The organism is Photobacterium sp. OFAV2-7 (assembly GCF_022347985.1).
In the GTDB taxonomy this organism is placed as follows: domain Bacteria; phylum Pseudomonadota; class Gammaproteobacteria; order Enterobacterales; family Vibrionaceae; genus Photobacterium.
This window is the reverse complement of sequence record NZ_JAKRFQ010000521.1, coordinates 1-3,636: the sequence shown is the minus strand read 5'-3', so window position 1 is coordinate 3,636 and position 3,636 is coordinate 1. Positions and strand designations below refer to the sequence as shown.

4 protein-coding genes are annotated in these 3,636 nt (G+C 52.1%); 2 read left to right on the top strand and 2 right to left on the bottom strand.

What is annotated here, in order from left to right:
* Both MHN01_RS20185 and MHN01_RS20180 read right to left on the bottom strand, forming a co-directional pair.
* Window positions 1-495, bottom strand: a 495-nt coding sequence (locus MHN01_RS20185; protein ID WP_239413041.1) for a DUF4336 domain-containing protein, incomplete at its 3' end; no start/stop codon positions are given.
* A gap of 151 nt (window positions 496-646) precedes the next feature.
* Complete coding sequence (locus MHN01_RS20180; RefSeq protein ID WP_239413039.1) at window positions 647-1,570, bottom strand: LysR family transcriptional regulator; 924 nt, start codon at window positions 1,568-1,570, stop codon at window positions 647-649.
* 113 nt (window positions 1,571-1,683) lie between these two features.
* Here MHN01_RS20180 and MHN01_RS20175 point away from each other — a divergent pair, with 113 nt between their 5' ends.
* Together MHN01_RS20175 and MHN01_RS20170 are read left to right on the top strand one after the other, a co-directional pair.
* Window positions 1,684-2,166: a TRAP transporter small permease subunit gene (locus MHN01_RS20175; RefSeq protein WP_160649804.1), complete on the top strand. Its 483-nt coding sequence runs from the start codon at window positions 1,684-1,686 to the stop codon at window positions 2,164-2,166.
* Window positions 2,167-2,170: 4 nt separating this feature from the next.
* A complete protein-coding gene (locus MHN01_RS20170) occupies window positions 2,171-3,472 on the top strand; it encodes a TRAP transporter large permease (RefSeq protein ID WP_239413037.1) in 1,302 nt (433 codons plus the stop codon).
* Window positions 3,473-3,636: the final 164 nt, after the last annotated feature.

The following is a 3,636-nucleotide window of genomic DNA, read 5'->3' as shown; positions in this document are numbered from 1 at the left end:
CTGGAAGACATATTTGGTCATGATATCGGCAAAGCCTGTCGGTACATGATCAGGGTAATTCTGGATCAAATCTGTGACGATCATCGACTGGGTCTTTTTGTGGAAAAACACCGTTTCGTTGAACAGCGGCACTCCGGACATAAACTCCCACTCCAGATCCTCCTGCCACACATTCTCGAGGCCGTCTCGTAATATATGGTGATTAGACAACGGCACTTTTCTCGGGATCCCGGCACTGACGTAAACCTCGGCATCCGGATAAGCCTCGCACCAGTCCTGCAACCAGGTATTATGGGCATTACTGGCCGCAACGATATGCTTCACTTCGCCGAGCTCATCGAGCTCTGCTTTCAATTCAGGTGACAACGCGGTGACGGAATGCACCCACAACGAACCATCGGCAAGCTTCAGCACCGTCATCCGCAGCCCTAGCCGGGTACCGGCATATTTCATTGAATCATCATGTACCCAAAGATCGTCTCCGATTTTTTGCATTCTTGGCCTCGTTAACTCTCTGAACTTAAAAAGTAATTGGAATATATTGCCAGACCGCTAACATTTAGCATCCTGCCGGGATCACAGAACACCACTCAAATCAGACCCAAACCATGATCGCCATCGCAGGGTCGAGATTACACCGAATACCTTACCTCTCTGCCTGAATAAATTTGTCCACCCCGATACGAATACTCTCGGCAAATGCCTGAGCCAGACGGGAAAGCGGCTTGTGCGCGGGCGTAATGATGGCGTGATCAAAGACGATAGTCGGCGCAAACGGGCGAAAGACGACCTTACCCTGCCCGGATTTATATAATTTGTAGCTCGCTGCACTGATCGGATCGCAGATACAGCAGCAAAGCTGCTGCTCGACAAACTCAAAGCCGGAAATGTAGTTCTGCAATTCGAAACGCGCACGATAACGGGCGCCTTTCTCCTCGAACATAAAGCGCACCAGTTCATTGATCGGGTGCTGGGCGAACAAGGTGGCCAGCGGCACATTGTCCAAATCCTGCGGGGTGATCACCTCTAGCGTTGCCAAAGGGTGATCCCGATTCACGGCACAGACTCCCTCCAGCCGAATAGGCTCAACATTGATTGAATCCCGCTCCTTCGGCATCTCGGAATAACCAATATCATACTGCTGCGAAGCCACCCAGTCATGCACGATAGACGAACTACGCATCATCATAGACACATTCACCTGTGGCCGTTCTTTGACAAAATCGGCAATCACATGGGGCATAAAGAACAGCGCAGCAGCCGGCATACAAGCCACCCTCAAATTGCCCCGCGCCAGGTTCTTAACCTCCGCCATCAGCTGTGCCGAGCGTGTCAGGCGCTCCAGTACCGCTTCAGTTTCCTCCAGCAGAAAGTAGGCTTCGGGCTTGGGGACCAGGCGTCCTTTGTTGCGCTCGAACAACTTAAAGCCCAGTTCGTTTTCGAGGCTGACAATCATCGAGCTGACCGCCGGCTGGGTCCGGCACAACGTCCGGGCGGCTACCGATACCGATCCCGAGCGCATTACGGCGCGAAATGTTTCCAGTTGCTTTATCGAGAGATTGGTATCCATACCCACCCTATAAGAAAAATTTATCGAATTAGAGAAATAATAAATTTGTTTCTATTGGCTGTCACCATTAAATTAACAACGTATTCACAAACGCAACAATAAGGAAATGTGCAGTGGAGCAAACATTCAGATACCTACTGACCGGATTGATTGCAGTGGTTGCGCTGACGCAATTTGTCCAGGTTATTACACGATATGTCTTCGAGATCCCCATCATGGGTCTGGAAGAGTCTATCGTCATCCCTACCCTATGGCTGTACATGCTGGGAGCGGTTAATGCCTCACGGGAAGATACTCAAATTCGTGCCAATGTATTGGAAATCTTCATCAAGACCGAACGCGGACACAAAATCCTGGCACTGATTGGCGAGGTGATCAGCTTTGTGATTTCACTCTGGCTGACCTACTGGGCCTGGGACTATTTCAAATATGCCCTGCGGGTGTGGAAAGAAAGCCCGACCCTGTATATCCCGACTTTCTTTCACGAATGCTCGCTATTTATCGGACTGGTGCTGGTCACCGGCTTTATCGCGCTGCATATCGTCAGGCTGGTCCGCCAGTTAAAGTCTCCGTCCTACTCAGTACATAAGGCATAACACTATGGTTGAAGTTGCACTATTCGCAGTCGGTGCCTTGGTACTGCTGCTCACTATCGGCGTTCCCCTTCCATTCTGCTTTGGCGGTGCGCTTATGATAATGACCTACGTGGGCGATGTGTCCATGAAAGGTAACATGATGTGGGGTGCCGGCCAGCTGACAAACCCTATTCTGCTCGCTATCCCTTTGTTTGTTCTTGCCGGTACCATTATGAGCCAGAGCGGTATTGCCGCCAGCCTGCTCCGGTTTGTTAATGTATTCGTCGGCCATATCCGTGGCGGACTCGGTATTGTCGCCTCGGTGAGCTGTGCCATTATCGGCGCGATCTCCGGTAGCGGCCTGACCGGTGTCGCCGCTATCGGACCGCTGTTGATCCCCGAGATGGAAAAGCGCGGCTACCCTCGTGCCTATGCCACAGCTCTGATCGCCAACTCATCGATCCTTGGCCTGCTGATCCCACCGAGTGTCACGATGATCGTGTACGGCTGGGTCACAGATACCTCGATTCTAGCCTGTTTTCTGGCAACGCTGGGTCCCGGCCTGCTGGTCACATTCAACTTCGCGATCATCAACCTGATCATGGCGCGTAAGTTCCCGCTGGTACTAGACGACAAGCCATCGATGTCGGAGATGATCAAAGAGGCCTCCTCACGTACCGTTCATGCCATTCCGGCACTATTTATGCCGATCATTATTCTGGGCGGGATCTACGGCGGCATCATGACCCCGACAGAAGCCGCTGCGGTTGCTGTGATCTACGCCATCCCGGTCGGGTTTATGATCTACAAAGGGCTAAGCTGGAAATCACTACTGGCCTCGGGCAAGGAATCGGCCACGGCCGTCGGCTCAATTATGTTCATGATCCTGTTCAGCCTGATCCTCAGCCAGATGTTCGTGGTCGAGAACGTGCCGCAGGAGCTGGTGAACGCTATCTTCGGCATCACCGAAAACAAAGTGCTGCTGCTGATCTTCATTAACGTTCTGCTGTTCCTAGTCGGCATGGTGGTCAACGACATCACCGCCATTATCCTGATTGCCCCACTGTTGCTGCCACTGATGACAGCCATCGGCATCAGCCCTATCCAGTTTGCCGCCATTATGGGCGTCAATACGGCCATGGGCGGGGTCACACCGCCTTACGCTTCAATCCTGTACCTCGGTGCCCGCATCGGAAACGTCAAGTTCTCCGAAGTGGTTGGCCCGGCAATGATGCTGATTGTATTCGGCTACCTACCAGTCGTTGTCCTGACTTCGTTCTGGTCTGAACTATCGCTATTCCTCCCTACCGTGTTTGGTTACCAATAAGGATATTTACGATGAAACTGACAAGCATGTTTACACCATCAACAAAGCTTAAAAAATGCGCTCAGGTTGTCACACTGGCAATGGCAGCCCTTAGCGTTCTGCCTGCCTCGGCAGCTACTTTGAAAATCAGCCACGTTCGCCCGCAGGGCACAGTGGTCGATACC

What these genes read in the sequence shown, in the direction of transcription:
- MHN01_RS20180 (WP_239413039.1), bottom strand. Translation starts at nt 1,570, where the DNA reads ATGGATACCAATCTCTCGATAAAGCAACTGGAAACATTTCGCGCCGTA.
- MHN01_RS20170 (WP_239413037.1), top strand. Translation starts at nt 2,171, where the DNA reads ATGGTTGAAGTTGCACTATTCGCAGTCGGTGCCTTGGTACTGCTGCTC.